The sequence below is a fragment of the Nocardioides terrigena genome, assembly GCF_003047265.1.
GTDB classification, from domain to species: domain Bacteria; phylum Actinomycetota; class Actinomycetes; order Propionibacteriales; family Nocardioidaceae; genus Nocardioides; species Nocardioides terrigena.
In genome coordinates this window covers 86,497-112,332 of record NZ_PZYY01000010.1, presented here as the reverse complement: position 1 = coordinate 112,332, position 25,836 = coordinate 86,497, and the positions used below count along the sequence as shown (strand labels likewise).

30 protein-coding genes, 1 other RNA gene and 1 riboswitch are annotated in these 25,836 nt (G+C 72.1%); of the genes, 7 read left to right on the top strand and 24 right to left on the bottom strand.

Going from position 1 to position 25,836, the window contains the following annotated elements:
* Window positions 1-4 precede the first annotated feature (4 nt).
* Window positions 5-916: a LysR family transcriptional regulator ArgP gene (locus DAE25_RS19585; RefSeq protein ID WP_107767809.1), complete on the bottom strand. Its 912-nt coding sequence runs from the start codon at window positions 914-916 to the stop codon at window positions 5-7.
* Window positions 917-988: 72 nt separating this feature from the next.
* Here DAE25_RS19585 and DAE25_RS19580 point away from each other — a divergent pair, with 72 nt between their 5' ends.
* A complete protein-coding gene (locus DAE25_RS19580) occupies window positions 989-1,588 on the top strand; it encodes a LysE/ArgO family amino acid transporter (RefSeq protein WP_199907685.1) in 600 nt (199 codons plus the stop codon).
* Window positions 1,589-1,625: 37 nt separating this feature from the next.
* On the opposite strand, the gene DAE25_RS24030 is transcribed toward DAE25_RS19580, so the two are convergent.
* From DAE25_RS24030 to DAE25_RS19565, 3 genes are read right to left on the bottom strand one after another with little or no spacing between them, the layout of a single operon-like run.
* Entirely contained in the window at window positions 1,626-2,414 is a 789-nt protein-coding gene (locus tag DAE25_RS24030; protein ID WP_107767808.1) for a hypothetical protein, read from the bottom strand.
* A 12-nt stretch (window positions 2,415-2,426) separates the two neighbouring features.
* Entirely contained in the window at window positions 2,427-2,669 is a 243-nt protein-coding gene (locus DAE25_RS19570) for a helix-turn-helix domain-containing protein (protein WP_107767807.1), read from the bottom strand.
* Window positions 2,669-3,319, bottom strand: a complete 651-nt coding sequence (locus DAE25_RS19565) for a DUF2975 domain-containing protein (RefSeq protein ID WP_159083852.1) — start codon at window positions 3,317-3,319, stop codon at window positions 2,669-2,671. The genes DAE25_RS19570 and DAE25_RS19565 overlap by 1 nt, the downstream gene beginning before the upstream one ends.
* Window positions 3,320-3,420: 101 nt before the next feature.
* On the opposite strand from DAE25_RS19565, the gene DAE25_RS19560 reads away from it, so the two are divergent.
* Window positions 3,421-4,311, top strand: coding sequence for an oxygenase MpaB family protein (locus tag DAE25_RS19560; RefSeq protein ID WP_107767805.1), 891 nt, complete (start codon window positions 3,421-3,423; stop codon window positions 4,309-4,311).
* A 77-nt stretch (window positions 4,312-4,388) separates the two neighbouring features.
* Here DAE25_RS19560 and DAE25_RS19555 read toward each other — a convergent pair whose 3' ends face one another.
* From DAE25_RS19555 to hppD, 3 genes are all read right to left on the bottom strand, one after another.
* The gene (locus DAE25_RS19555; protein WP_107767804.1) at window positions 4,389-4,610 is read right to left on the bottom strand and encodes a hypothetical protein; all 222 of its coding nucleotides are present in this window, start codon (window positions 4,608-4,610) and stop codon (window positions 4,389-4,391) included.
* Window positions 4,611-4,704: 94 nt separating this feature from the next.
* The gene (locus DAE25_RS19550; RefSeq protein ID WP_159083851.1) at window positions 4,705-5,166 is read right to left on the bottom strand and encodes a GNAT family N-acetyltransferase; all 462 of its coding nucleotides are present in this window, start codon (window positions 5,164-5,166) and stop codon (window positions 4,705-4,707) included.
* 43 nt (window positions 5,167-5,209) lie between these two features.
* Window positions 5,210-6,436, bottom strand: coding sequence for a 4-hydroxyphenylpyruvate dioxygenase (gene hppD, locus DAE25_RS19545; protein ID WP_107767802.1), 1,227 nt, complete (start codon window positions 6,434-6,436; stop codon window positions 5,210-5,212).
* 81 nt (window positions 6,437-6,517) lie between these two features.
* On the opposite strand from hppD, the gene DAE25_RS19540 reads away from it, so the two are divergent.
* Window positions 6,518-6,979, top strand: a complete 462-nt coding sequence (locus DAE25_RS19540) for an Lrp/AsnC family transcriptional regulator (RefSeq protein ID WP_107767801.1) — start codon at window positions 6,518-6,520, stop codon at window positions 6,977-6,979.
* 7 nt (window positions 6,980-6,986) lie between these two features.
* Here DAE25_RS19540 and DAE25_RS19535 read toward each other — a convergent pair whose 3' ends face one another.
* Complete coding sequence (locus tag DAE25_RS19535) at window positions 6,987-7,523, bottom strand: PaaI family thioesterase (protein ID WP_107767800.1); 537 nt, start codon at window positions 7,521-7,523, stop codon at window positions 6,987-6,989.
* Window positions 7,524-7,578: 55 nt separating this feature from the next.
* Here DAE25_RS19535 and DAE25_RS19530 point away from each other — a divergent pair, with 55 nt between their 5' ends.
* Complete coding sequence (locus tag DAE25_RS19530; RefSeq protein WP_107767799.1) at window positions 7,579-8,061, top strand: winged helix-turn-helix transcriptional regulator; 483 nt, start codon at window positions 7,579-7,581, stop codon at window positions 8,059-8,061.
* Here the strand turns inward: DAE25_RS19530 and DAE25_RS19525 are convergent.
* Window positions 8,051-8,701 (bottom strand): IclR family transcriptional regulator, encoded by a 651-nt coding sequence (locus DAE25_RS19525; RefSeq protein WP_107767798.1) that lies wholly within the window; start codon window positions 8,699-8,701, stop codon window positions 8,051-8,053. The genes DAE25_RS19530 and DAE25_RS19525 overlap by 11 nt on opposite strands.
* A gap of 112 nt (window positions 8,702-8,813) precedes the next feature.
* Between DAE25_RS19525 and DAE25_RS19520 the strand changes: the two genes are divergently transcribed.
* Window positions 8,814-10,334: a calcium-binding protein gene (locus DAE25_RS19520; protein WP_107767797.1), complete on the top strand. Its 1,521-nt coding sequence runs from the start codon at window positions 8,814-8,816 to the stop codon at window positions 10,332-10,334.
* Between the two features lie 188 nt (window positions 10,335-10,522).
* Here DAE25_RS19520 and DAE25_RS19515 read toward each other — a convergent pair whose 3' ends face one another.
* From DAE25_RS19515 to DAE25_RS19505, 3 genes are read right to left on the bottom strand one after another with little or no spacing between them, the layout of a single operon-like run.
* The gene (locus DAE25_RS19515; protein ID WP_107767796.1) at window positions 10,523-12,307 is read right to left on the bottom strand and encodes a DEAD/DEAH box helicase; all 1,785 of its coding nucleotides are present in this window, start codon (window positions 12,305-12,307) and stop codon (window positions 10,523-10,525) included.
* A complete protein-coding gene (locus DAE25_RS19510) occupies window positions 12,304-12,588 on the bottom strand; it encodes a DUF3039 domain-containing protein (protein WP_056885858.1) in 285 nt (94 codons plus the stop codon). Before DAE25_RS19510 ends, DAE25_RS19515 begins: the two co-directional genes overlap by 4 nt.
* A gap of 58 nt (window positions 12,589-12,646) precedes the next feature.
* A complete protein-coding gene (locus tag DAE25_RS19505; RefSeq protein ID WP_107767795.1) occupies window positions 12,647-13,210 on the bottom strand; it encodes a YqgE/AlgH family protein in 564 nt (187 codons plus the stop codon).
* 70 nt (window positions 13,211-13,280) lie between these two features.
* Here DAE25_RS19505 and DAE25_RS19500 point away from each other — a divergent pair, with 70 nt between their 5' ends.
* Window positions 13,281-13,991 (top strand): TetR/AcrR family transcriptional regulator, encoded by a 711-nt coding sequence (locus DAE25_RS19500; RefSeq protein ID WP_107767794.1) that lies wholly within the window; start codon window positions 13,281-13,283, stop codon window positions 13,989-13,991.
* A 97-nt stretch (window positions 13,992-14,088) separates the two neighbouring features.
* Here DAE25_RS19500 and DAE25_RS19495 read toward each other — a convergent pair whose 3' ends face one another.
* From DAE25_RS19495 to DAE25_RS19470, 6 genes are all read right to left on the bottom strand, one after another.
* Complete coding sequence (locus DAE25_RS19495) at window positions 14,089-15,111, bottom strand: DUF3048 domain-containing protein (protein ID WP_107767793.1); 1,023 nt, start codon at window positions 15,109-15,111, stop codon at window positions 14,089-14,091.
* Window positions 15,112-15,257: 146 nt separating this feature from the next.
* On the bottom strand, window positions 15,258-15,827 hold the full coding sequence (locus DAE25_RS19490; RefSeq protein ID WP_107767792.1) for a C40 family peptidase: 570 nt from the start codon (window positions 15,825-15,827) through the stop codon (window positions 15,258-15,260).
* Between the two features lie 2 nt (window positions 15,828-15,829).
* Window positions 15,830-15,977, bottom strand: a riboswitch (cyclic di-AMP (ydaO/yuaA leader).
* A gap of 247 nt (window positions 15,978-16,224) precedes the next feature.
* Window positions 16,225-16,992 carry an SDR family NAD(P)-dependent oxidoreductase gene (locus tag DAE25_RS19485; RefSeq protein ID WP_107767791.1) on the bottom strand — a complete coding sequence of 256 codons (768 nt, stop codon included), beginning with the start codon at window positions 16,990-16,992 and terminating at the stop codon, window positions 16,225-16,227.
* 93 nt (window positions 16,993-17,085) lie between these two features.
* Window positions 17,086-18,048, bottom strand: a complete 963-nt coding sequence (locus tag DAE25_RS19480; RefSeq protein WP_159083850.1) for a helix-turn-helix domain-containing protein — start codon at window positions 18,046-18,048, stop codon at window positions 17,086-17,088.
* Between the two features lie 333 nt (window positions 18,049-18,381).
* Window positions 18,382-18,795, bottom strand: coding sequence for an HIT family protein (locus DAE25_RS19475; RefSeq protein ID WP_107767789.1), 414 nt, complete (start codon window positions 18,793-18,795; stop codon window positions 18,382-18,384).
* 10 nt (window positions 18,796-18,805) lie between these two features.
* Window positions 18,806-19,606 carry a MerR family transcriptional regulator gene (locus DAE25_RS19470; protein WP_107767788.1) on the bottom strand — a complete coding sequence of 267 codons (801 nt, stop codon included), beginning with the start codon at window positions 19,604-19,606 and terminating at the stop codon, window positions 18,806-18,808.
* Between the two features lie 78 nt (window positions 19,607-19,684).
* Here DAE25_RS19470 and DAE25_RS19465 point away from each other — a divergent pair, with 78 nt between their 5' ends.
* Window positions 19,685-20,038 carry a nuclear transport factor 2-like protein gene (locus tag DAE25_RS19465; RefSeq protein WP_107767787.1) on the top strand — a complete coding sequence of 118 codons (354 nt, stop codon included), beginning with the start codon at window positions 19,685-19,687 and terminating at the stop codon, window positions 20,036-20,038.
* A 102-nt stretch (window positions 20,039-20,140) separates the two neighbouring features.
* Here DAE25_RS19465 and ssrA read toward each other — a convergent pair.
* From ssrA to ftsX, 6 genes are all read right to left on the bottom strand, one after another.
* Window positions 20,141-20,511, bottom strand: a transfer-messenger RNA (tmRNA) gene (gene ssrA, locus DAE25_RS19460).
* Between the two features lie 81 nt (window positions 20,512-20,592).
* Window positions 20,593-21,981: a M15 family metallopeptidase gene (locus DAE25_RS23285; protein ID WP_159083849.1), complete on the bottom strand. Its 1,389-nt coding sequence runs from the start codon at window positions 21,979-21,981 to the stop codon at window positions 20,593-20,595.
* A gap of 45 nt (window positions 21,982-22,026) precedes the next feature.
* Window positions 22,027-22,923: an amidohydrolase family protein gene (locus tag DAE25_RS19450; protein ID WP_107767786.1), complete on the bottom strand. Its 897-nt coding sequence runs from the start codon at window positions 22,921-22,923 to the stop codon at window positions 22,027-22,029.
* Complete coding sequence (gene smpB, locus DAE25_RS19445) at window positions 22,923-23,414, bottom strand: SsrA-binding protein SmpB (RefSeq protein ID WP_056885870.1); 492 nt, start codon at window positions 23,412-23,414, stop codon at window positions 22,923-22,925. The genes DAE25_RS19450 and smpB overlap by 1 nt, the downstream gene beginning before the upstream one ends.
* Before the next feature lie 155 nt (window positions 23,415-23,569).
* The gene (locus DAE25_RS19440; protein WP_159083848.1) at window positions 23,570-24,820 is read right to left on the bottom strand and encodes a M23 family metallopeptidase; all 1,251 of its coding nucleotides are present in this window, start codon (window positions 24,818-24,820) and stop codon (window positions 23,570-23,572) included.
* An 89-nt stretch (window positions 24,821-24,909) separates the two neighbouring features.
* The gene (ftsX, locus tag DAE25_RS19435; protein ID WP_107767784.1) at window positions 24,910-25,821 is read right to left on the bottom strand and encodes a permease-like cell division protein FtsX; all 912 of its coding nucleotides are present in this window, start codon (window positions 25,819-25,821) and stop codon (window positions 24,910-24,912) included.
* Window positions 25,822-25,836: the final 15 nt, after the last annotated feature.

The window sequence follows — 25,836 nt, the reverse complement described above, 5'->3', positions numbered from 1 at the left end:
CCGATCAGCTCAGCCAGCCCCGCGCGGCGCCGGTGATCGCGGCCGTCAGGTCCGCCATCAGCGGCGACTCCAGGCGCCAGTGCTGCCAGTAGAGCGGCACGTCGGTGTGGCGCCCCGGCACGATCTCGACCAGCCGACCGCGATCGAGGTCGGTCCGCACCTGGACCTCGGGGATCATCCCCCAGCCCATGCCGCGGCGTACGGCGTTGTCGAACTCCCCCACCGACGGGATCCATGTCACCGGCGGCGTCAGGTGCCGGCGCGTGACCTTGCGCAGGAAGTCGTGCTGCTGGGTGTCGTTGCGGTCGAACGCGATGAGCGGCACCCGGCCCAGGGCCGTCGCCGTGGCACCGTCGGGGAGGTGGTCGGCGACCCACGCCGGGGTGGCGACCGCCCGGTAGCGCATCGAGCCCAGCCGCACGACCCGGCACCCGGGCACGGGTCGCGGGTCGGACGTCACGGCCGCCATCACGTCGCCGCGGCGCAGCCGCTCGGTGGTCCGGGACTGGTCCTCGCGGACGATCTCGAAGGTGACCCGGTGGTCGCCCTGCACCGCGACCAGGGCGTCGATCAGCCAGGTGTAGAGCGCGTCGGCGTTGACGGCGATCGGCACCGCGGCGAACGGGTCGTCCTCCCCCGGGTCGTCGCCCTCCAGCAGCTCGGCCACCGCCTCGCGCTCCAGCAGCTCGGTCTGGGCCGCCAGCCGCACCAGGACGTGTCCCGCCTCGGTGGCCTCCAGCGGCTTCACCCGGTGCACCAGCACCCGGCCGACGTGGGTCTCCAGCGCCTTGATCCGCTGGCTCACCGCCGAGGGGGTCACGTGCAGCTCGCGGGCGGTGGCCTCGAAGGTCCCGAGCCGGACGGCGGTGGCCAGTGTGCGCAACGACACGGGGTCGATCTGGGTGACGTCTTTCATACTAAGAGAGTCTAATGATTCCCCAGAATGGTTCGCTGGATTGAAGCCGATTCTCGGCCTAGCGTTCTACACATGTTGAGCATCTTCCTCACCGGTGTCCTGACCGGTCTCGCCCTGATCGTCGCCGTCGGCGCCCAGAACGCGTTTGTCCTCCGCCAGGGGATCCGCGGCGAGCACGTGCTGGCCGTGATCGTGGTGTGCATGGTGTCCGACATCGTGGCCCTCACGGCCGGTGTCGCAGGCCTCGGCGTCGTGATGGAGCGCTGGCCGGCCGTGCTGCCCATCGCCCAGATCGGCGGCGGGCTCTACCTGCTGGCCTTCGGGGTCCAGTCGGCCGTGCGCGCGTGGCGGCCCGTGGCCCTCGACGCGGACGGCGGCTCGAGCATGACCGTGCGTCGCGCCGTGCTGCTGACCCTGGCCCTGACGTGGCTCAACCCGCACTTCTACCTCGACGCGATCCTCATGCTCGGCACCGTCGCCAACAGCTTCGGCGACCAGCGCTGGTGGTTCTGCGCGGGCGCGATCGCCGCCAGCCTCGTCTGGTTCCCCGCGCTCGGCTTCGGTGCGCGCTCCCTGCGCGGCATCTTCGCCCGGCCGTCGGCCTGGCGGGTGCTCGACTCGGGCATCGCTGTCCTGATGGGCGCCCTGGGCATCGGCCTGCTGGTGCACTGACCTCCCGGGCGGGCCTCTCGCCGGGGCCTGCGACGGCTCAGGCCCCGGCGAAGGACAGACCGCGCTCGGCCATCGCCTCCTGCAGGCGGCCGATCGCCATCGGTCCGACGCCGTGGAGGGCGGCGAGCTCGACCTCGGTCAGGGCCGCCACCTGCTCCAGCGTGGTGATCCCGACCGCGCGCAGCGCCCGCGTCGCCGGGGCCCCTATCCTCGGCAGGGCCGTCCCGGTCGGCAGCGGGGCTCGCTCGCGCGGGGTCGCGAGCCCGGCGTCGACCACGGCCCGGCCGCGCGGCGACAGCAGGTAGCCGATGTCGAGGGACTCGGTCAGCCCGAGCTCCTTGAGCTTGCGCACGTCCTTCTTGAAGTCGGCGGTCTCGCGACCCACCCGGGCGGCGAGGTCCGGCGCGCGGACGGTCGGGTGGAGGTCGATCAGGTCCAGGGTCTCGCGCGTCCACGCGCCGTACGACGACGCCTTGTCCAGCCGGTCGAGCCGGCCGTTGACCTGCTCGATCTCCGCCTCGTCGGGGATCGACTCGCGCAGCGCCTCGCGGGGGTCGGGGCCGGCCCAGACCAGGCCGATGCGCCACACCGGGTCCTCGGGGCGGGCGGCGAGCGCCTCCCGCAGCGCTGTCAGGGACGGCGAGCCTGCCCGCCGGGCGTCCTCGGCAGTGAGGCGCCCGGCCCGCTCGACGGACGTCACCTCGAGAAGCCCCACCGCCGTGCGCATCCTGGTGCCGACCACCACCCGCGGCCTCGCCCACCGGCGGAACGCGAGGTCGACGGTGCCTGCCTTGATGGCCGCCAGCTCGGCGGGTCGGATCATCATGGGACGAGCCTGTCAGTCGACGCGCAGGATGTCTCCCGGCTGGCACTCGAGCACCCGGCAGATCTGGGTGAGCGTGGAGAAGCGCACCGCCTTCGCGCGACCGTTCTTGAGGACGCTCAGGTTGACCACGGTCACCCCGACCCGGTCGGCCAGCTCGGTGAGGGTCATCCCCCGGTCGGCCAGCACCGCGTCGAGGTGGACCGAGACCCCGTGCTGCTCCTCGACCTCGGGGCGCTGCGTCGTACGGCGGGGCATCAGATCGTCGCCTCCGCGTCATGGCGCAGGACCACGGCCTGCGCCATGACCCGCTCCAGGGCCAGCAGGCTGATCCCGAGCAGCACCAGGAGCCACGGGACGTCGTAGGAGGAGAAGAGGACGAGCTCGTCCTCGGTCATCCGGTTGAGCAGGGCCGCGTTGACGAAGCCGGTGATCACGAGGTCGAGGGCGGCCCAGACGAGCAGCAGCCTCCCCAGCACCCGCAGGCCGCCGGGCACCTGGTCGGCGAAGACGCCGTCGCGGCGGGCGCGACGCAACAGCCGCCAGAGCAGTCCGAAGAACAGCAACGGGGCGATCGTCCACATCGTCAGCCCGGCGACGCCCAGGGCGCGGGTCACGCCGTCGGGCTCCGGGTCGCAGACCTGCACCTGCTCGGCGCGCCAGGTGATCCCCTCGGCGAGGCCGACCGGTCCGGTCGACTCCCCCTCCACCTGGCGGAAGGCCGGCGTACCGTCCGTCAGGGTCGTGACGCACACCTCCGCATCGACGCCGGGGATGGAGCCGGTTCCAGCCACGGCGCCGACGAGGACGGCCCCCACGACGACGGCCATCAGCGTGACGATCACCCCGACGACGATCTCCAGCGTCCTGAGCGGGTCCGAGCCTCGTGAGCCGTCCGTGGTGTCCATGTCGTCCTCCATATCGATCTTCGATGTTATCGACAGACGATAGGGCATCGTTTCTCGATACGTCAACGGCGACGCTTCGAGCGCCCTCGTAGTGTCGGGACATGACTCCCCTGCGGGCGCGCCTCGGTCGCGAGATCTTCCGCCGTGTCGCCGGACCCGACGGCCCGAAGGCACGCGAGCGCATCCACGGCACCCCGGGTCCACGCTGGTTCGACGCCGACTCGGAGATCGTCCGCGTTCACGCGGACGCATCGATGTTCATCGGCGGGATCCGGGCGGTGCTCCTGCAGACGATGCACCCGGCCGCGATGAAGGCCGTGGCCGACCACTCGGGCTACCAGGGCGACATGTGGGGGCGCCTGGCCCGCACCAGCCAGTTCCTCGCGGTGACCACCTTCGGCACGATCGACCACGCCGAGCAGGCGATCCGCGCCGTGCGCTCGATCCACGAGCGGGTGACCGGCACGATGCCCGACGGCACGCCGTACGCCGCCTCCGACCCGCACCTGCTGGCCTGGGTGCACGCGGCGGAGGTCGACAGCTTCCTGCTGGCGCACCAGACGTACGGCGCCCGCCCCCTCGACGTGGCCGGGTGCGACGCCTACGTCGCCCAGGCGGCGCTCGTCGCCGGCAAGCTCGGCGTGCTCGACCCGCCGACGACCGTGGCCGAGCTGCGCGCGGTGCTCGACGCCTTCCGTCCCGAGCTGCGCGCCACGGAGGAGGCCCGCGGCGCGGTGCGCTTCCTCATCCTGCACCCCGAGCTCCCGGTGGCGGCGCGACCGGCGTACGCCGTGCTGATGGCCGCGGGCGTCGCCCTGATGCCCCGATGGACCCGGCGCCCGCTGCGGCTGCCGTGGCTGCCCGTCTCCGAGCGGACCGTCGTCAAGGCGCTGGGCACCCTGGCCACCGGCACCATCCGCTGGGCGATGTCGTCGGGGGTCGACGAGGCGCACGAGCTGCGGGCCACCGCAACGGCTCCAGCGCCTGCCTGATCGAGGGCTCCCGGAATCACCGGCTGACCGGTGATCCCACGAGGGGGGCAGAGGACGTGGCGGGCACACCAGCGACGTCACCCCGGGTCGGTGGGCAAGCCGTAGGACTCACGGAGCAGCAGCGCGGCGCCCTCGTGGAGCCGAAGGGTCGCCAGCGCTTCGGGGGAGATCGCGTGGCCGTGGGCGCGGGCCCGGTCGTGGTCCACTCGGAGCCACGCTGCGTACTCGTCGAGCCAGTCCACGAGGGAGTCGACGGCCTCGACCGGGAGCTGCGGCGGGTCCGGGGGATGCTCGTCCATGGGCGCAAGTGTCCCCCGTCGTCGCCAGGACGTGGCGCGTGGTGATCGGTACCACCCTCGACGCGGCGGACCCTGGCCGGGCAAGGTGCCGGCCTCAGGTCTTCGGTCGCAGGAGCACCTCGAAGCTGGATCCATCCGTCGCGGCGTCGAAGCGACCGACGCGCTGGAAGCCGAGGCCCTCGACCGTGCGCAGGGCGCGCGTGTTGAAGCTCGCCACGGTCACGCGGAAAGCTCGAGGGGCGAACGTCTCCCGGCCGTACGCGAGGCCCGCCGCGATGGCACGGCGTCCCAGGCCCTGTCCCACCAGCTCGGGGCGCAGGCCCCCGCCGGTGTCGAGCGCGCGGTCGTCGTAGTCCCACCCCGGCACCTGCCCGTCCGCACCGAATGAGCGGAAGCCGATCAGCCGATCGCCCGAGAGGAGCGCGTGGAACCCCGAGGCGGGATCCAGCAACCACTCGGGGTCCGCGTCCGTCATGTCGTAGCAGTCGTACGGCGCCGGGTAGCGCCAGGTGCAGATGTCGAGTGCGTACTCCCGCCGGAGGGGCGCGACCCTCATCCCTGCGACCGACCCGACCGAGGGTGCGAGATGGTCCATCCGATCAGAGGTTGCCGCGCGCGTCCTGCTCGCGCTCGATGGCCTCGAAGAGCGCCTTGAAGTTGCCCTTGCCGAAGCCGAGCGACCCGTGCCGCTCGATCAGCTCGAAGAAGACCGTCGGGCGGTCGCCGAGCGGCTTGGTGAAGATCTGCAGCAGGTAGCCGTCCTCGTCGCGGTCGACGAGGATCTTGCGCTTCTGCAGCTCCTCGATCGGCACCCGGACGTTGCCGATGCGCGCGCGCAGCTCGGGGTCCTCGTAGTAGGAGTCCGGGGTGTCGAGGAACTCCACGCCGTTGGCGCGCAGCGCGTCGACGGAGCCGAGGATGTCGTTGGTGGCGACCGCGAGGTGCTGGGCGCCGGCGCCGCGGTAGAACTCGAGGTACTCGTCGATCTGCGACTTCTTCTTGGCGATCGCCGGCTCGTTGAGCGGGAACTTCACGCGGTGGTTGCCGTTGGCGACGACCTTGGACATCAGCGCGGAGTAGTCGGTGGCGATGTCGTCACCGATGAACTCGGCCATGTTCGTGAAGCCCATGACCTTGTTGTAGAACTCGACCCACTGGTCCATCTTGCCGAGCTCGACGTTGCCGACGATGTGGTCGAGCGCCTGGAAGAGCCGCTTGGGCTGGCCCTCCTTCTTCTCGAAGGTGCTCGACCTGGCGACGTAGCCGGGGAGGTAGGGGCCGGAGTAGCGCGAGCGGTCGACCAGCGTGTGCCGGGTGTCGCCGTACGTCGCGATGGCCGCGATGCGGATCGTGCCGTGCTCGTCGGAGATCTCCTCGACCTCACGCACGATCGTCGCGCCGGCCGAGCGGGCCTGGGCGATGCACTTGTCCACGTCGGGCACCTCGAGCGCGATGTCGACGACGCCGTCCCCGTGCCGGCGGTGGTGCTCGACCAGCGGGCTGTCGGGGTCGACCGCGCCGTTGATGACGAAGCGGATCGAGCCCGAGCGCAGCACGAAGGACTTGTGGTCGCGGTTGCCGTTCTCCGGGCCCGAGTAGGCCTCGAGCTGCATCCCCCACGCCGACTGGTAGTAGTGCGCGGTCTGGGTGGCGTTGCCGACGACGAAGACGATGGAGTCCCAGCCGGTCACCGGGAAGACGTCACTGTCCTCGTCGTACTCCACGAGGCCGACGAGCTGCCGGAGCTGCTCGAGGGTGAGGTCGGCCTTGAGCTCGTCGGTGGTGAGGGCTGCGCCGGTCGAGGGCTGGTCGGTCGTCGAAGTCATACGCACAGCGTGTCGGGGAGCGACAGAGTGTGCAACAGTACGACGAAACGTTGCGCACATTGCACAGCAGAAGGAGTCCGCGTGGACGACCTGGACCGCAGATTGATCGAGCTCTTCGCCGCCGAGCCGCGCATCGGGGTCCTCGAGGCGTCCCGGCGGCTCGGCGTGGCCCGCGGCACCGCCCAGGCCCGCCTCGACAAGCTCGCCGCCAGCGGGGTGGTGACCGGCTGGGGACCCGACCTCTCACCCGAGGCGCTGGGCTTCCCGGTGATGGCGTTCCTGACCCTCGAGATCCGCCAGGGTGCGGGCCACGACGCCGTCGCCACGCACCTCGCGGGCATCGCCGAGGTGCTGGAGGCCTACACCATCACCGGCGCCGGCGACATGTGGGCGCGGGTCGTCGCGCAGTCCAACGCCGACCTCCAGCGGGTCATCGACCGCGTGCTCGCCGAGCCCGGGATCGAGCGCTGCACGACGGTCATCGCGCTGGCGACCCAGATCCCGCACCGGGTGCTGCCGCTGGCGAGGTCGGCGGTCAGCTGATTTCGACTCAGCCCTGGGCGGCGTGAAAGATCATGCAGCTCGAGATGGCGTGGGCGACCACCTTGCCGGCCTCGTCGCGCAGCTCCGCCTGGGCGAGCGCCGTACGCCGTCCGCGCTGCAGCACCGTGCCCTCGCAGGTCAGCAGGCCGGAGTCCGCGGTGACCGGGCGCAGGAACTTCACGGTCAGGTCGAGCGAGGTGTACATCTCCCCCACCGCCAGCGTGGAGTGCACCGCGCAGCCCGCCGCGGTGTCGAGGAGCGTGGAGATGACGCCGCCGTGGACGCCACCCAACGGGTTGTAGTGGAAGGTCTGCGCAGGCATCTCGACCACGACGCGACCCTGCTCGGGGTGGAAGCCGGTCATGCCGAGGGTGTCCATGATCGGCGGCCGGGGCAGCTCGCCGGAGACCATCATCTGCAGCTGCTGGAGGCCGGTGGCGGCCAGCAGCCGGTCGAAGTCGCCCTGGCCGGGACGGGCCCACTCGACGACGCGGGTGTCGGTGGCGAAGTCGCCGTGGCCGGGTCGGTCCTGGGTCTGGGTCATGGATCCAGCGTCGCACCTCCTTGCTGAGTCTGTCAATCAGACCTAGGGTGCAGTCATGACCGCCGCACCGCCCGCCCTCGCCTGGTCCACCGACAACTGCACCGTCGGCCGCGCCATGGAGGTGCTCGGTGAGCGGTGGACCTTCGTCGTGCTGCGGGAGGTCTTCAACGGCGTACGACGCTTCGACGACATGCGCCGCCACTCCGGCATGCCACGCCAGGTGCTCACCGACCGGCTCGCCCTGCTGGTCGACCAGGGCATCCTCCGCCGGGTGCCCTACCGCGAGCCCGGCCAGCGCGAGCGCCACGAATACCGCCCCACCGACAAGGGCTTCGACCTCTACCCCGTCCTCGTCGCCGTCCGGCAATGGGGCGATCGCTACCTCGCCGACCCCGAGGGATCGCCGGTCGAGTTCGCGCACGTCGACTGCGGCGCGGAGGTGGACGCGGTGCTCCGCTGCCGCGAGGGCCACGAGCTGACCGGCCGACGCGACGTCGTCACGCGGCCGGGCCCGGGGATCCTGCCCTTCAGCGGCTGACCTCGCCGGCGAGCGCGAGCCGCACGGACTCGGCGGCCGCCAGCACCCGGGGTGCCACGACGCCCTCGTCGATGCCGCCGCCGAGGGTCACGACGCCGACCGACGCCTCGAGCCCGGCGACGCCGCGGACCGGCGCCGAGAGCCCCTGCGCGCCCGACTGGAGCTCGCCGGTGGTGACGACATACTGCCCGGCGCTCTCCCGGGCGAGGAGGATCGCCTTGCCGGCGGCTCCCTGGGTCAGGGCGTGCCGCGCGCCGACGCGGTAGGAGACGTGGAAGTCGGTCCAGGACGGCTCGACCACTGCCAGCGCCAGGGCCTCGTCACCGTCGGCCACCGTCAGGTGGGCGGTGCAGCCGATGGCATCGGCGAGGCTGCGGAGGACCGGCACGGCGAGGTCCCGCAGGAGCGGCTGCACGGCCGAGGCCAGGTGGAGCATCCCGAGGCCGACGAAGAGCCGACCGCGCGCGTCGCGGCGTACGAGCCCGTGCTGCTCCAGGGTGCTGATCAGCCGGTAGACGACCGTGCGGTTGACCCCCAGCTCGACCGACAGCTCGGTGACGGTGAGACCGTGGGGTGTGGCCGCCAGCACCTCCAGCACCCGCAGCCCCCGATCGAGGGTCTGTGAAGTTTCGGCGGTCATGTGGCCAATCTAGTGACAACTTCACGATGACCACGCACGTCCTAGCCTGCAGGTGCACGACGCACTGCCCCGAGACGGGGTGACAACCCACCACACGATCAAGGGAGAACACATGCATCGCCATGTACGACGCACGTTCGCCGCGACCGGCACGACCGCTCTTCTCGCAGCAGCACTGCTCACCGCACCCGGCGCGTACGCCGCCGCTGCGGTGGAGACCTGCCAGGGCAAGGCCGTGACGATCGACGGCTCCGGCCAGGCCACCGTCACCGGGACCGCCGGTGACGACGTCATCGCCGCGACCCTCGGCTCCACCGTGACGGCGCTGGCCGGCAACGACACCATCTGCGTGCTGCCGGGCACGGCCACCACCGCCACGTCGGTCGACGCCGGCGAGGGCAACGACTCTGTCGACACCGCCACGATCCCCGCGGGGGCGACCGTGACGACGGCACTCGGTGCCGGCGACGACAGCTACACCGGTGGCGCCGGCTCCGACCAGGTCTCCACCGGTGACGGTGCCGACACGGTCACGACCGGTGCCGGCGACGACGGTGTCGGCAGCGGGACCGCCGGTCAGCCCAACGCCGACAAGATCGACCTCGGTGCCGGCGACGACGTCCTCGACTGGCACGGCATCCAGGCCGCCGGCGGCAGCGTCGCCTTCGGCGAGGGCGCCGACACCTTGGCCGACAGCGACGGCGGGGTCGTCTCGATCGGGGCCCCCGCACGGAAGATCGAGCGGGGCGGCGCACCCGTCCTGACGTGGAGCGGCGCCGTCTCGACGTACGTCGTCGACTCGACCGCCTCCTCGGTGGCCTTCACGGGCACCGACGCGGCCGAGACCTTCGTGCTGCGCGACCCGGCCACCGGTGCCACGCCGACCACGGTCAAGGTCGACATGGCCGGCGGCGACGACACCATGACGGTGCGCTCCCGCGTGCTCGACGGCTCGACGTGGTCGGGCGGCGACGGCACGGACCTGTTCCAGGTCGCGTTCGACTACGACGAGGTCCTGGTCGACCTCAGGAGCGGTCAGTTCGAGACCGGCGAGCCCGACGTGACGGTGGACCAGCGCGTCACCGACGTCGAGAACGTCGACGCCGTCAGCGCGACGGTGACCGTCAAGGGCACCGACGTTGGCAACGTCCTCAACCTGCAGGGCTGCAAGATCTGGGCCGTGGGCCGGGCCGGCGCCGACACCATCGGCTACGGCGTCGACCTCGCCAACGCCCCCGCCCTGACCTGCACCGGCGCCTCCATGGTGGCCCGGGGCGGCAAGGACGCCGACACCATCTCCGGCACGTCCGGCAACGACCGGTTGTTCGGCAACAAGGGCGAGGACCTCGTCAAGGCCATGGGCGGCGACGACGTCGTCTTCGGCGGAGATGACGACGACCGCGCCCGGGGTGGGGCCGGCAACGACAAGGTCCGCGGCGGCGAGGGCAACGACGAGCTCGGTGGCAACACCGGCAACGACCGGGTCCAGGGCGACAAGGGCAACGACCGCCTGCTGGGCCACCTCGGCAACGACGTGCTCGTCGGCGGGCTCGGGTTCGACCGCGCCAACGGCGGCAAGGGCACCGACCGTGCCTTCTCCGTCGAGCGTGCGTGGAACGTCGAGCGCCGCTGACCCACCCGCTCGGCTGCAGGCCGGCCGTCGTCCGCACCCGCGGGCGGCGGCCGGTCCGCGTCCCGGCCCGAGCATGTCAGACGGGCCGAAGTCCCCGGGGTCGGGTCACGGCACGCGGGGCACCGCCCACCGCTCCGACTTCTGCACGTCCGACGCGCCGTACGACGCTGCGTCCGGCGGTCGGCCGGTCAGGAGGACTTGCGGACCGCCCAGTCGCGGATGCGGTCGATCCGCTCGTGGAGCTGGTCGGCGCTGGCCACTGCGGCGGCCGGTCCCCCGCACTCCTTGCGGAGGGTGGCGTGCGTGATCCCGTGCGCCTGACCGGTCCGGTGGTGCCAGGCGGCGACCAGCCCGTTGAGCTCGCGTCGCAGGATCGCCAGCTGCTCGTGCGTCGAGACCTCGGCGACCGAGTCCGCCTCGGGACGGGCGGCCTTCTGCTTGATGGCGCGCTCGGACTGCCTCGAGTGCAGCAGCTCGCGCACCTGGTCGGGCTCGAGCAGGCCGGGGATACCGAGGAAGTCCATCTCCTCCTCCGACCCGACGTGCACCTCGCCGGAGTGGCCGAACTCGCCGCCGTCGTAGAGGACCCGGTCGAAGGACGCCGTCGAACCGAGGGCCTCCCACGACATCTCGAGCTCGCCGGAGGCGGCCTCGCTCGCGTTGGCGGCCGCCAGCAGGTCGTTCTCGGCGGCGAAGATGTCGTCCTCGTCGGTGATCCTGCGACCGAGGACGTGGTCGCGCTCGACCTCCAGCTCGGAGGCGTAGCCGAGCAGGTGCGGCACGGACGGGAGGAACACCGACGCCGTCTCGCCGCGCGAGCGGGCGCGCACGAAGCGACCGACCGCCTGCGCGAAGAACAGCGGGGTCGAGGTCATCGTCGCCCAGACTCCGACCGCGAGGCGGGGCACGTCGACGCCCTCGGACACCATGCGCACGGCGACCATCCACCGCTTGTCGGAGTCGCTGAACGCGCTGATCTTCTTCGACGAGGCCTTCTCGTCCGAGAGCACCACGGTCGGTGACTCGCCGGTGATCTTCTTCAGCAGCCCGGCGTACGCGCGGGCCTTCTCCTGGTCGGACGCGATCACGAGGCCGCCCGCGTCCGGGACGTGGCGGCGTACCTCGGCCAGGCGCTTGTCGGCCGCCGCCAGCACCGACGGCATCCACGACCCGGCCGGGTCGAGCGCGGTGCGCAGGGCCTGCGCGTGCATGTCCTTGGTGAGCGGCTCGCCGAGGCGGGCGGCGATCTCGTCGCCGGCCCGGGTGCGCCAGGTCATCTCGCCGGAGTAGGCCATGAACAGCACCGGCCGGACGACGTGGTCGGCCAGCGCGTGGGCGTAGCCGTAGGTGAAGTCGGCCACCGACCGCGGGATCCCGTCGTCACCGGGCGCGTAGGTCACGAACGGGATCGGGTTGACGTCGGAGCGGAACGGCGTGCCGGTGAGCGCGAGCCGCCGGGTGGCCGGCTCGAAGGCCTCACGCACGCCCTCGCCCCACGACATGGCGTCGCCGGCGTGGTGGATCTCGTCGAGGATCACCAGCGTCTTGAAGCGCTCGGTGCGGATCCGCATGGCCAGCGGGTTGACCGAGACCCCGGCATAGGTCACCGCGATGCCGACGTAGTCCTGCGAGGTCTTGCCCTTGCCGGCGGCGTACGTCGGGTCGATGGGGATGCCCGCCTTGGCGGCGGCCTCGGCCCATTGCGTCTTGAGGTGCTCGGTCGGCGCCACGATCGTGATCCGGTCGACGACCCGGCGCCCCAGCAGGTCGGCCGCGACCGTCAGCGCGAAGGTCGTCTTGCCGGCGCCCGGCGTCGCGACGGTGAGGAAGTCACGGGGGTTGTCGGCGAGGTACCGCTCCATCGCGGCCTGCTGCCAGGCACGCAGCAGGGGCGCGGTGCCCCAGGCCGCGCGCTCCGGCCAGGCCGGTGCGAGGACCGGAGCAGGGGGTACGGCGTCGTGCCGCCCCGTCACGCGTCGGGGCCCTGGTCGCCGCCGCCTGAGCCGTCGCCACCGGGCTTGATGGAGTCCCAGATCTCCTTGCACTCCGGGCACACCGGGTACTTCTCCGGGGCTCGGGAGGGGACCCAGACCTTGCCGCACAGCGCGATGACGGGGGTGCCCATGACCATCGCCTCGGTCAGCTTGTCCTTGGGGACGTAGTGGCTGAACCGCTCGTGGTCACCATCGTCGGTCGGCTGGGTGCGACGGTCCTCGATCGTCTCGGTGCCGGGTGAGAATCCGATGGTGCTCATGCGGGCCAGTCTAGGGCGTGCGGGGGTGATCGGAGGACACGCCGTCGACCGGTCCGGGTCAGTTGAGGTCGGGATCGACCGGCCTGGTGGAGTGCCAGGCCAGCCGGCCGGGCTGGCGCCGCATCACGTCGCGCCACAGCTCGGTGGGGTCGTCGCGGAACAGGTCGCCGGTCTCGCCGGCCGCGACGTACCAGTCCCCGCGATCGATCTCGCCCTGGAGCTGGTCGGGGTCCCACCCGGCGTACCCGGCGAAGATCCGCATGCCCACCAGGCTGCCCTCGAAGAGCGCGACCGGCGTGTCGAGGTCGACGATGCCGAGCCTGCCCCGGACCGAGCGGAAGCCGACCGGCTCGTCGTCCTCGTCGCGCAGGAGGGCCACCGCGATGGCGCCCTCGACGCTCACCGGACCACCCCGGAACAACACCTCCGGCGACGTGAGCGTGGGTCCCCACGACGAGATCTCGGTGATCTCGGCCACCGGGACCTGCGAGGGACGGTTGAGCACCACCCCGAGGACGCCCCCGTCGTCGGCGTTGAGCAGCAGCACGACGGAGTCGACGAAGTTGGGGTCGGTCAGCCCGGGCGTCGCCAGCAGGAGCATCCCGGGCGCGACGTCGGTCATGGATCCATCATGGCCGATGCGTCCCTCGAGGCTCGACCCGCACGGCACGGCTGGTCCCTACACTGCCCGGATGGCTCCCCAGACGACCGGCACGCCGGCCTCGCAGGTCCCGGGCGTCCCGAGCCGCCGACAGCAGTACTCCGCGTCCACCAAGGCCGCCCTCGTCGACGTCGCCGAGGGGCTCTTCGCCGAGCACGGGTACGCCGCCACGTCCCTCGACCAGGTCGTGGCCGGCGCGCGGGTCACCAAGGGCGCGCTCTACCACCACTTCTCGGGGAAGCAGGCGCTCTTCACCGCCGTCTTCGTGCGGGTCGAGGGGACCGCGGGCCGGGCGGTCCGGTCGGCCCTCGACCGGGAGTCCGACCCGTGGGTCAAGGCCCACGCGGGGCTGCGGGCCTTCCTGGAGGTCGTGCAGCGGCCCGACTACCGCCGGATCGTCATCCAGGACGGCCCCTCGGTGCTCGACCACGAACGCTTCCGCGAGCAGGAGCAGCGCTCGACCTTCGCGACGGTCGACGAGATCGTGCGCGGCGTGCTGACCGACGACGGTCGCGCGATCGACGAGGAGATGTTGCTGACCTTCACCCGGATCTTCTTCGGGGCGCTCTCCTCCGCCGGCGAGTCGGTGGCCACCAGTGACGACCCGGCCGCGGCGGCCGCCCGGGTCGAGAGCGCGATCGCCTACATCCTGGCCGCGCTGCAGTCGCTGGTGGCGGCCGGTGTCGCCCTGCCCGGCCCCGACCGCGGGCCAGTCCGCGGGCCCGACGCCGCCGCGGGCTGAGGAACCCGACGAGCGGCCCGACGAGACAGCGGCCCGTGCGGTCCACCGGGTGGACCGCACGGGCCGCTGTGTGGCTCCGGGTTCGGATGCTCCGGGGCTACTTGCTCCAGGTGATGTCGCCCGTGCCGGCCGGGACCAGCTCGACCCACGTGCGACCGGCCGGGACGGTGATCTCCCCGCCCTTCGGGCCGGTGAGCTCGATCGCCCCCGTCAGCCCGTCCTTGGTCCAGGTGCCGCGCACGACCTTGCCGCCGTGGAAGAGCACGGCCTGCCCCTTGCCCTCGAACTTCGTCTCGGGGACGGGGTAGCCGGCCGGGTCGCGATAGCCCGCGTCGCCGATCGGCACGCGCAGCGCCAGCACGGTGGTGGCCGGGAAGGCGTCGCCCTCGCCGGCGTACGAGTTGGTGTTGACGTAGGTCCCGTCCTGGAACTGCCAGGTCGTGGTGTGGTTGCCGAAGGCCGCCGAGAGGGTGCGGGCGGGCTTGCCGCCGATGGAGTCGCCCTCCTCGCCGAACGTCAGGTAGGGCTCGGGAGCGTCGCCACCCTTGATCGTGCCGGCGATGGTCTTGAGGTCGGCGAAGAGGTTGTACGGCGCGGAGCGGGTGTTGTCGCGGTAGACGCCCTTGGCGCCCTCGGTGACGAACGGGATGCCGGCCTGGTTGATGCGGCCCAGCGTCACGGCGGCGGCACCGCTGGTGACCACGTGCGCGCCGGTGGGGACGATGCCGATGTCGCTCGCGCGCATCGACCGGACCGGGCCGACCACCTGGGGCAACCGGGAGTAGTAGAACGCCGCGAGGCGGGTCACCCCGCCCTCCACGAGCTCCTCCACGACCATGTCGGCCTGGCCGAGGCCGACCTGCGGGGAGCTCGACGAGGTGTTGTCCACCTTGGTGACGACGACCGGGTTCTTCGGTGCGTCACCCTTCATCGGCAGCCCGGTGAGCGGCCACAGGGCCGGCTCCTCCGGCTCGGCGGCGGCCGTGGTCTCGCTGGTCTCCTCGGCCGGCGCGGGGGCGCTGGCGGGCTCCTCGTCGCCCCCGCATCCGGCGAGCAGCAGCGAGGCTGCGGCGAGGGATGCGACGGTGACGCTCAGGCGGCGGGGCAGGCGGGGAAGCACGGGGGACTCCGATCGGTGGGTGGTGCTGGTCGTTCGCCGCCAAGTGTGGCGCGCCTTCCCCACCCGGGAGGGGAAGGCGCGCCACACAGGAGGTCGGACGGGGTGTGACGTACGGCGCGGGAGCCGCGCCGTACGCCTGCGCCGCGTCAGCGCAGGGTGCCGCCGAACCAGCTGCTCGTCCACGGGGCCGACACGGTCACGCTGCGACCCGAGCTGGGCGAGTGGACCATGACGGCGTGGCCGCGCTCCCAGCGCAGGAAGATCCCCGCGTGGTAGACGCCGCCCGAGCCGTAGAAGAACATCAGGTCGCCGGGTCGCATGTTCTGCTTCGCGACGCGACGGGTGGCACCGGCCTGGGCGCTCGAGGTGCGGGGGACGCTGAGGCCGGCCCTGCGGTAGCTGTAGTAGATGAGGCCGGAGCAGTCGAACGCGTTCGGGCCGGAGGCGCCGTAGGAGTACGCGTCGCCGCGCTGGTTGAGCGCGATGGACTGCGCGGTCCGCAGCTTGGTGGTCATCTTGCGAGCGGCCGCCTTCTTGCGGGCGGCGTCCTTCTTCTGGTACTTCGCGAACTGGCCCTCGTCGAGCGCGACGGCGTCGCGGTCGGCGGCCTGGGCGGGGGTCGCGGCGAGCGAGACACCGAGGGAACCGGTGGCGGCGAGGCCGAGACTGATGAGGCTGAGCGCGCCGGAGCGCGCCATGCGACGGATCGCAGGCATGGCAATGTCCTTTCCCACGCCTGTGAGGTGAGCTGTCGGGTTGGAGCTGGAAGGTGCTCCGCCACCTGTCGGTGGCTTCACCCCGAGCCGCCCGGACGGGTCCGGTCGGCGGTGGAACCTGTGGGTCCCCCACTCCTGCCCGATACGTTTCTCGGGGGTCCAGCCCCGGGCGGGCAGGACTCGGCGTTGCCCGGGGTGGCTATTGGGTTGTGGCGCCGTGCCTACACGGGAAGAAGCACGGTGACCGTTGGCCACCGTAGGTTCACCTCCTCGCCATGTCCAAACGCGCGGGACGCCCCCGGGGTGGTCCCCGGGGGCGTCTCAGGCGAACGACGGGCGGGCGGGTGTGACGAGCGTCACCCCGCCGCGCCGGGCGCAGCAGCGGTCTGCGGGTGGCTCAGCCGAGCTTGGCGCCGCCGTCGACGTACAGGGTCTGACCCGTGATGTACGACGCCTCGTCGCTGCAGAGGAACGCCGCGGCGGCGGCGATGTCCTCGGGGAACCCGACGCGCTTGACGGGGTTGGACTCGGCGGCCGCGGCCCGGAAGTCCTCGACGCTCATCTTGACGCGAGCGGCGGTGGCGTCGGTCATCTCGGTGGCGATGAATCCGGGCGCGATGGCGTTGGCGTTGATGCCGAACGGGCCCAGCTCGATGCCGAGGGTGCGGGTGAAGCCCTGCACGCCCATCTTGGCCGCGGAGTAGTTGGCCTGGCCGCGGTTGCCCAGCGCGGAGACGCTGGAGAGGTTGAGGATCTTGCCGTAGCGCTGCTCGACGAAGTGCTTCTGGGCGGCCTTGGTCATGTTGAACGCACCCTTGAGGTGGACGTTCATCACGAGGTCCCAGTCGTCCTCGGTCATCTTGAACAGCAGGTTGTCGCGGGTGATGCCGGCGTTGTTGACCAGCACGTGGATGCCGCCCAGCTCGTCGACGACGCGCTGCACGGCGTCCCCGGCCGCGGCACCGTCGACGACGTCGCACCCGATGCCCACGGCCTTGGCGCCGTCGACCAGCTCGAGGCGGCCCGCGGCCTCCTGCGCGCTCGACTCGTCGAGGTCGAGGATCGCGACGCTCGCGCCCTCGGCCGCGAAGCGCTGGGCCGTCCCGAACCCGATGCCTCGTGCGGCTCCCGTGATGACTGCGACGCGTCCGTCATAGCGGCCCATGCGTGACTCCTTGCTCGATGCGGTGGTGGGGCCCGTCCCGCACGGCGTCGACGACCCGGCGGCGGCCGGGGCCGACCCTAGTACCCCCGGGCGTCACTCGGTCCGCGGGCCGAGAGACCCTCCCGTCCAGCCGCGCTGGGCCACCACGTAGCCGAGCTGCAGCCGGGTGTCGACGCCGGCGAGGTCGAGCAGGCCCCGCACCCGGCGCTGCAGGGTGCGGGGCGAGATCCCCAGGTCCCGGGCGATCGCCTCGTCCGTCAGCCCGGCCAGGAGCATGGTGATCAACGGACCGTCGTCGCTCTCGGGCTCCTCCGGACCGAGGTCCACCTCCTGCCCGCGCTCCCACACCGCCTCGAAGAGCGCCACGAGGGCGTCGAGGAGCCCACCGGCTCCCAGCAGCACGGCGCTGTCGCTGCCGAGCGGGACCAGTGCGACCTCCCGGTCGACGACGATGAGCTTGGTGGGCACGTGCGCCGCGACGCGCACCTGCTCCCCCGCCGCACGTGCGCGGTGGATCCCCTCGACCAGCCGCGGCTCCTCCTCCAGCATCGACCGCTCGAGCACGACGCGGTACTCCACCCCTCGCCGGACGGCGTCGTCCTCCGCACCGCCGTCCGTGCTGCCCGACGCGATGACGGGCGACTTCACCAGGGTCAGCACCTCGGACCTCGCGGCGACCTGCATCTGGTGCATCCGGTCGGCGATCTCGTCGGGTCCGTGGGCGACGTCGAGGACGACGTCGGTGGCCATGTCCGGCCGCGCCGCGCGGAACGCGTCGTCCAGCTCGTCGAGGACGACCCGGGTGGCCCCGAGGTCCTCCCTGCGCTGGGCGAGCAGCGCCCCGAGGGCCACGGCCGGACGCACGGCAGCCCACCGAGCCGCGGGACGGCGTACGACGAGCAGCCGCCGGGTGAGCTGCTCCAGCACGTCGGCAGCCTCGGCGTCGCCCAGACCGACCTCCCGGGCCAGGTCCTCGACGGACGCGGACGGGACCCGGGCCAGCGCGGCGTAGGCGCGGGACTCCAGGTCGGACAGGCCAAGGCTGTGGAGCGACAACGGGACTCCGTTTCGAGGGTGGTGGCACGGTGCTGCGCGGACATGGTGCTGCGCACGGGCCCCGCACCGGCGGCGGTGACCTGGCGTCCCCGTGTCGTTTCTCGTCATGGCGAGTTCACGACACCGGAAGGTCTTGGCCGTGCGCCCGGGACCGGGAACCATGTCTCGAGGCACAGCCGGCTCGGGTACCCCCCGCCCCGTGACCGGCTGTGCCGAATCACGGCTGCCCGAAAGCGGGGACGCTCGCACCTCCTCCTCACGCTAGGCGTCGGGAGGGCCCCGCAGCAGGGTCGGACGTCCTCGATCGAAGGGACGAAGGTCCCTCGGCCGGACTCAGCCGTCCAGCGCTCCTCGCAACCGCGCGGCGTACACGGCGCCCTCACCGTCGGCGTACTTCGTGCGCGGCCAGAAGAACCCGCGCAGGCCGTCGCCCTTCGTGCGAGGCACGACGTGCAGGTGCAGGTGCGGGACCGACTGGCTCACGGTGTTGTTCATCGCCACGAAGGAGCCCTGCGCCCCGAGCGCGTCCTTGACCGCGACCGCGAGGTCCTGGGCGGCGGCGAGGAAGCCGTCACGGAGGCCGGCCGGCAGGTGGGGCAGCGTCTCGACGTGCTCGCGGGGCACCAGCAGGACGTGGCCCTTGAACAGCGGACGGGTGTCCAGGAAGCCGACGAAGTCCTCGCGGTCGAGCACCAGGTCGGCGGCGATGCGGCCGGAGACGATCCCGCAGAACACGCAGTCGGACATGGCCCGGAGGCTAACCGACGGAGTGCACCCGGAAGACCGGCCATCCGATCTCGGTGCGCCATGCGGACGGGTCGGCGGTGTCCCGGGGTCCGACCAGGTAGGTCTCCCGGATCGGCCCGGCCACCGCGAGCGCGTTGGCCACCACCCAGGCGCCGACCTCGCCGTAGGTCACGTCGATGTCGTCGTGCTCGCCGACATGGGTCGCGACGGCCAGCTCGACGGCCGGGAGGGTCAGCGGGTGCACCCGGCCGCTGCGCGGGGGTTGCCTGGTCGGCCGGTAGACCACCACGTGCCCCTGGCAGACCTCGAACAGGGAGTTGTCGTACAGGCCGCCGGGGGCGCCGGTCGGCTCGGGGACGGTCGCGTCCAGCTCTGCCATGGCGCCGGCGTACCAGGACAGGACCTCGTCCAGGCCCACGTCGCCCTCGACGGCCGCCACCGTGAGCGTCGGGACCGCGCGCAGCTCCACGTGCACCGGCGCGGGCTGCGGGCACAGCAGCCGCCGCAGCGACGCCACGGCGGCGCGGGTCCGGTCCAGCTCCGACTCGAGGCGCTGCAGATGATCACCGATGAGGGCGGCTCGGGTGCCGGGGTCGGACGAGCGCAGGATGCGCCGGACCTCCGGGAGCGGGACGTCGAGCTCGCGCAGGCGGTGGATGACCTGGGCGGTGGGGATCTGGTCCCCGCTGTAGTAGCGGTAGCCGGTGGCCTCGTCCACCGTCGCGGGGACGAGCAGGTCCGCGTCGTGGTAGCGGCGCAGGGTGCGGATGCTCAGGTGGGTCAGGCGGGAGAACTCCCCGATCGCGAGCATGCCCGCAGTGTGCACCCTCTCCCCGGGGGAGAGTCCAGCGCTTGACCCTCCCCCGGCCGGACGCCGCACCGTGGCGGCATGACCACTCACACCGAGATCCAGCCCACCCAGCTCCCCGCGACCATCCGCGCCTACCTCGCTGCACACGCAGCCGGGGAGGCGGACACCGCGGTCCGCACCTTCACCCCCACCGCCGTGGTCGTCGACGAGGACAAGACGTTCCGCGGGACCCACGAGGTCCTCGGCTTCCTGCGCAGCGCCGGGGCCGAGTTCACCTACACGACCGAGCTCGTCGGCGCCCAGCGTGTCGACGACACGCACTGGGTCGCCGTCAACCGGCTGGAGGGCGACTTCCCCGGAGGCGTCGCCGAGCTCCGCTACCGCTTCACCCTGGCCGACGACCTCATCGCCGAGCTCGTCATCACCCCCTGAGCACGGGTGCGGACGCACGAGAGCCGCTCCGACGGGTGTCGGAGCGGCTCTCGTTCAAGAGGGCTGGATCTCGGTGGTGTGACCCACCGGGACCGGCAGTGATGGTGGAGCTGGCGGGAATCGAACCCGCGTCCTCGAGCGTCGAACCAGGTCTTCTCCGGGTGCAGTCAGTGTTGTCGCTTTTCTCGGCCCCGGCGCTCGCACAGACACGTCGCCGACAGGCCCAGTCAGGATGAAGTCCCGGCCACCCCTCCTGACAGAGAGTGGCCAGCAAGTCCTCTAGATGAGGCCTGGGTCCGGGACGAGGACGGGCGCCCGGTCAGACCCTTCGATCACTGCTCAGGCAGCGAGAGCGAAGTCGTTGCGATTGGTGTTGGCAACTATGGTTTTGCAGCGATCGTTAACGAGATGACGCTGCCTTCTCGACCCGCTTCCCCTGGGACTAACGTCCCAAGTCGAAACCGATCAGCCCCTCTTGAGTTGTACTGCGGTCAGTCTACGGGTCAACACCGACGGACGCCGCATGCATTCCCTCCCCGCACCCCGATCAGCCTTCAGTGGCAGACGCCGGAGCAGCGGGCGACGACGCGACCACCCGTCGTACGGGCGTCGAAGTGGTGGGCGTCCGAGACGCCGTAGGTCCAGGAGAAGCCGTGTCGGCGCAGGATCGAGACCACCGGGTGGGCCGCACTGCGCCAGGCCACGCGGGGGTGGGAGCGCGAGGGCCACCAGCCGTTGGGGAGCCAGCTCCCGCCGACGCGGTAGGGGTTCTCCCACGGATTGAGGTCGAGCGCGCGGCCGTAGGAGTGCGGCGACCGCACGCCCGGGCGGCCCACCACGTCGCGGCAGTTGAACGCCGAGGTGTTGTCGGAGGCCATCGAGGCCAGGTCGTCGGCGCCCCGAAGGCGTCCGGACCAGCCGAAGCGGTCCACGCGGTACATCGAGCGGATCGGGATCCGGCGGTCGTGCAGCTCGGTGAGCGCGCCCACGAACTGGCCCACGGCTCCGGCCGCCACCACCAGCTCGCCGCGGCGCCGGTAGCCGGAGAAGTCGACGTAGTTGACCCGCAGCAGCCGCAGTCCGTCGCGACCGACGGGGCAGCCCGCGTGCCAGCTGCGGCCGACCATCCCCCGCCACGCGGCGTCGGGGATGCCGGTGACGACGGGCGCCGCGCCCGCTCCCCGGGCCCGCTCCTGCGGCGGGAGGTGCCGGCGGGGTCGCGGGGCGGCGCGCGACAGCCGCACCGGCGCGACGGGCGGGACGTTGTCGATGCGCTTCCGCGCGCTCCGGGTCGCCTCGACCCAGTCGAGGGCGGGGGCGCTCACCCGCAGCACGGCGTCGGTGCGCGGGCGCAGCCGGACGGTGGCCGTGCCGGTCGCGTCGGTGACCGGTCGGCCTAGGGTGCGCCAGCCACCTCGCCGGCGCTGCTGGAGGCGGACCTCCCCCGCCACCGGGGTGCCGTCGTCGGCGCGCCAGCGCACCACGAGCGCCATCTCCCGCTCGTCGACCACCCGCGACGGCCCGGTCAGCGTCAGCCGCGCGGCGCGGCGTACGAGCTCGACCTGGGCGTCGGCGGTGACCGTCGGCGGCGTGGTCGCGTCACCCGCGTACGACGCGCGCACCACGTTGTCGTCACGCACCGGGCCCATCCGCAGCACGGTCCCGGCACGCCCGGCGGCGTCCGTGACGAGGGACGCGAGCGGCTGCCACACCCCGCCGACCCGGCGCTCGACGAGCACGCTCACCCCGGCCACCGGGAGGCCGGACGGGTCGGTGAGCAGCACCCCGATCGGGGCGTCCTCCCCCGACCGGGCGGTGCCGGCCTCGACGAGCAGGCCGGCCGACGCGCGCGAGAGCGGGGCGGGGACCGCGGAGGCCGGCACGACCGGGCCGAGCAGCAGGGCCGCGAGCAACGCGACGACGAGGGTGGGGATGACGCGCACGGGGGCCTCCACGGGGGTCGGAGGGGGACATCGTGCCAGTCCCGGTCAGCCGATCGGCGCAGGTCCGACCAGGGCGTGGCCGTTGTGCCAGCAGACGGCGCGCAGCCAGTCGTCGCCGAGGTCCAGTCGCTCGAGCGCCTCGAGCTGGCGGGCGTAGGGGTAGGGGATGTTGGGGAAGTCCGAGCCGAGCAGCACCTTGCCCGCCAGCCCCAGGTCGCGCAGCCGCGGCAGCAGCTCGTCCGGGTAGACCCCGCCCATCTCGGAGAAGAAGTCGGTGAAGGCCATCGTGGTGTCGAGCACCACCTGCTCGTGCCGCTCGGCCAGGGCGAGGAACTCGGCGTACTCCGGGGCGCCGGCGTGCGCGATCACCAGCCGCAGCCGCGGGTGCCGCGCGAGCAGGGTCGCGACGGGGGCCGGCCCGGTGTGGGTGGTCGCGACGGGTCCGCTGCCGGCGTGCAGCACGACGGGCGTGCCCGCCTCGGCGACCAGGCCCCAGGCCTCGTCGAGCAGCGGGTCGGTGACGTCGAAGCCGCCGACCTGGACGTGCACCTTGAAGACCTCGACGGAGGCGAGCCGCTCGGCGACGTACGACGAGGCGCTCTCCTCGGGGTAGAACGTGCCGCAGACGGCCGCCTCCGGCACCCGGGCGGCGAAGCCGGCCGCCCAGTCGTTGAGCCAGTCGGCCATGCCCGGCCGGTGCGCGTAGGGCAGCGCGGTGAAGCGCGCGACGCCGAGCGACCGCAGCACCTCGACGAGCGCCTCGTCGGTGTCGCGATAGTGCAGCGGCCAGGGCCGCCCGATGAGCGGACCGGCGGCGTCGAACTGCGCGCGCACCTTGGTCATCACCGGGGGCGGGAGGAAGTGGGTGTGGACGTCGACCAGTCCGGGAAGTCCCAGCGCGGACGTCCAGGTGCGGACGTCCTCGTCGGTTGCGGGGCCCATCAGTCCTTGAAGCCCTTGAGCCGGCGCTGGACGGCCTGCTCCTTCTCGCGGTTGGCCTGGCGCTCGGCCAGCGAGTGCCGCTTGTCGTACTCCTTCTTGCCCTTGGCCAGCGCGATCTCGACCTTGGCCCGCCCGTCCTTGAAGTAGAGGGACAGCGGCACGATGGTGAAGCCCTTGTCGCCGACCTTGCGCTCGAGCTTGGTGATCTCGGCGCGGTTGAGCAGCAGCTTGCGCTTGCGTCGCGCGGCGTGGTTGGTCCAGGTGCCCTGGGCGTACTCCGGGATGTGGACGCCGTGCAACCACACCTCGCCGTTGTCGAGGTCCACGAAGCCGTCGACCAGGCTCGCGCGCCCGGCGCGCAGCGACTTCACCTCGGTCCCCTGGAGCACCATGCCGGCCTCGAAGGTGTCCTCGATGTGGTAGTCGTGGCGCGCCTTCTTGTTCTGCGCGATCAACCGGTTGCGCTGGTCCTTCGCGGTGTCCTTGGCCATGGCGCCATTCTCTCAGTCGGTCGCAACCTGATTGCATCCCCGCCCCGCACGAGATCTCGAGACGACTCACGCACCCCTTCGCTGCGCTCAGGTGTACGTCGAGTCCCTCGATCTGATGCCCTCGTCGGCCCCTCGCTGCGCTCGGGACCGGGGCATCAGAACCAGTTGGCGGGGTCCACGGCCTGGCCGTTGGCCATCACGGTGAAGTGGAGGTGGCAGGCGGTGGACCAGCCGGTGTCGCCGACGTACCCGATCACCTGGCCCCGCTGGACCTGGGCGCCGGCACCGACGATGTAGCTGGCGGCGTGGTTGTAGATCGTCGCGACGCCGGCCCCGTTGAGGACACCGTGGTTCACGATCAGCCGCCGGCCGTAGACGTCGCTCCAGTACGACGAGACGACGCGCCCGGACTCGGCCGCGTGGATCGGCTGCCCGCAGCCGCCGCCGAAGTCGGTGCCGTCGTGGAGGCCCCAGTAGCCGTAGATCGGGTGCGTGCGGTAGCCGAACGGCGAGGTGACACCGCCGGCGACGGGCATCATCAGGTTGCCGCCGCCGGAGGGGACGCTGCGCCCCTGGGCGGCGGCCTTGGCGCGCGCCCGGGCCAGCGCGGCCGCGGCGAGGCGGCGCAGCCGCTCCTCGATCCGGGCGGCCTCGCGCTCGAGCTCCCGGAGCTGGCGGGCGTCGGCGGCCCGGGCCTTGGAGGCCTCCGTGCGGGCGGAGGACCGCTCCCCCACGAGCGAGGCGACCGATGCCTTGGCGGCCTCGGCCTCGCTCTCGAGCTGCTGCTTGACGACGAGGTTGTCGGCCGCCTCCTGGCGCTTGACGGCGACCGCGTCACGCGCCTCCTCGACCTGGCGCTCGTGCACCTCGAGGAGGACCTTGGCGGCGTGCAGCTCGTCGAAGGCGCGCGCCTCGCGACCGACGATCACGTCGCGCACCTCCTCCTGGCGGGTGAGGTCGTCGGTGGACGCCGACTCGAGCAGGGAGGAGAAGGCGAGCAGCTGCGGGTCGCCCTCCATGTAGATGTCGGAGACGGTGCTCGCGACCTGGTCGGCCTGGTCGTCCATGTTCTGCTGACCGGCGACGAGGTCAGCCTCGGCGGCGGCCAGCTCGGCCTCCGCCTGGGTCAGCGCGGCCTGCATCTCGGCGTCACGCTCCTGCGCGACCGCCAGCCTGCCGCGGGCCGTCGCCAGCTCGTTGCGCGCCGTGGCCAGCTGGGACCGGGCGGCCTCGAGCCGCTCGGTGGCCGCCACGAGCCGCTTGCTCGAGTGGTCGAGGTCGTCGTGCGCGTGGTCGATGCTCTTCTCGACCTTGCGCTGCTTGTCCTTGAGGTCGTCGTCGGCGGACGCGTAGGGGACGGAGACGGTGCCCACCAGCAGGGCAGCAGCAACGGAAGCTGCGGCCATGCGCCGGCGAGCGGTACGGGGGAAGGAGCGCACCGTGGAAGCCTTTGGTCGTTCGGGGAAGAGAACGGACCGAAGGTAACCCGCGCGGATCAGACTTTGAGGTATTTGCGCGTCAGCACGAGTGTCGGGATCACGGTGAGCAACGGGCCGAGCACCCCGACGGCGACCAGCGCGACGACGTACTCCTCCATCCCGATCCACGGCATGAACTTGAGCTGGTCGGTGCCGCGCTGCTCGATGCCGAAGTACATGAACGCACCCAGCGCCCCGGCTGCGAGCACCACCCCGATGAAGGCGGTCACCAGGGCCTCGAGGAGGAAGGGCAGCGCGATGTAGAGCGTGGAGGCGCCGACCAGCCTCATGATGCCGATCTCCTTGCGGCGCGCGAACGCCGCCAGCCGGATGGTGTTGCCGACCAGGAGCAGGGCGGCGAAGACCAGGAAGCCGGCCGTCCCGAGGGCCACCCACTGCAGCATGTTGATCGACCCGATGATGGGCGCGATCACCTGGCGCATGTCCCGGACCTGGGAGACGCCGTCGAGGCCCTCCACGGCGCTGGTGATGCCCTGGTACTCCTCGGGGTCCTTGAGCTCGATCCACAACGACTCGGAGAGGTCCTCGGCGGTGGCGGCCGGGTTGGGGCCCTCGAAGCGCTCGGGGCCGAGCAGCTCCTTGACCTTCTCGAAGGCCTCCTCCTTGCTCTCGAAGTGGTAGTCCGCGACCTCCGGGTTGTCCTGGACGACCGTCTCGATCTCGGTGCGCTGCGCGTCGGTGACCTCACCGGCGCAGGCCGGGTTGCTGTCGTCGGCGCGGCACAGGAAGACGGTGATCTGGAGCTGGCTGCCCCAGTGCTCCGCGGCCTTGGTCGCCTGCTGGTTGAAGAGGACGCCGAGTCCGACGAGGGTGAGCGAGACGAACAGCGTCAGGACCACCGCGAGGTGCATCGAGAGGTTGCGCCGCAGACCCTGGCCGAGCTCGGAGAAGACGTAGCGAAGCTGCATTGCTCCCTTTCGGGG